Raw genomic sequence first — 608 nt, 5'->3', positions numbered from 1 at the left:
GGGAGTACGAGCTATTTCCGAGTTTGATTGGCCTTTCACCCCTACCCACAGGTCATCCAAAGACTTTTCAACGTCAACTGGTTCGGTCCTCCACTGTGTGTTACCACAGCTTCAACCTGCCCATGGGTAGATCGCACGGTTTCGCGTCTACTACTACTGACTAAAGCGCCCTGTTCAGACTCGCTTTCGCTACGGATCCGCACCATAAGTGCTTAACCTTGCCAGTAAAAGTAACTCGTAGGCTCATTATGCAAAAGGCACGCCGTCACCGATAAATCGGCTCCGACCGCTTGTAGGCGTATGGTTTCAGGGTCTGTTTCACTCCCTTGTTCAGGGTTCTTTTCACCTTTCCCTCACGGTACTGGTTCACTATCGGTCTCCCAGGAGTATTTAGCCTTGGCGGATGGTCCCGCCGGATTCACACAGGGTTTCACGTGCCCCGCGCTACTCAGGATACTGTTATCGATAACATCGCTTGCGTGTACGGGACTATCACCCTCTACGGTGCGTCTTTCCAAACGCTTCCACTTCACTTTGCATCGAACATTACAGTCCTACAACCCCAACATTGCCGAAACAACATTGGTTTGGGCTGTTCCGCTTTCGCT

General features: G+C 51.5%; 1 rRNA gene. It reads right to left on the bottom strand.

Annotated features, from left to right (window positions below):
- Positions 1-608 (bottom strand): 23S ribosomal RNA (locus AAFU51_18880); the annotation flags it as partial.

The sequence above is a fragment of the Bacteroidota bacterium genome (assembly GCA_039821555.1).
GTDB lineage: Bacteria > Bacteroidota > Rhodothermia > Rhodothermales > Rubricoccaceae > JBCBEX01.
Note: the sequence above shows the minus strand (reverse complement) of the source record. Positions and strands in the feature narration are given on the sequence as shown.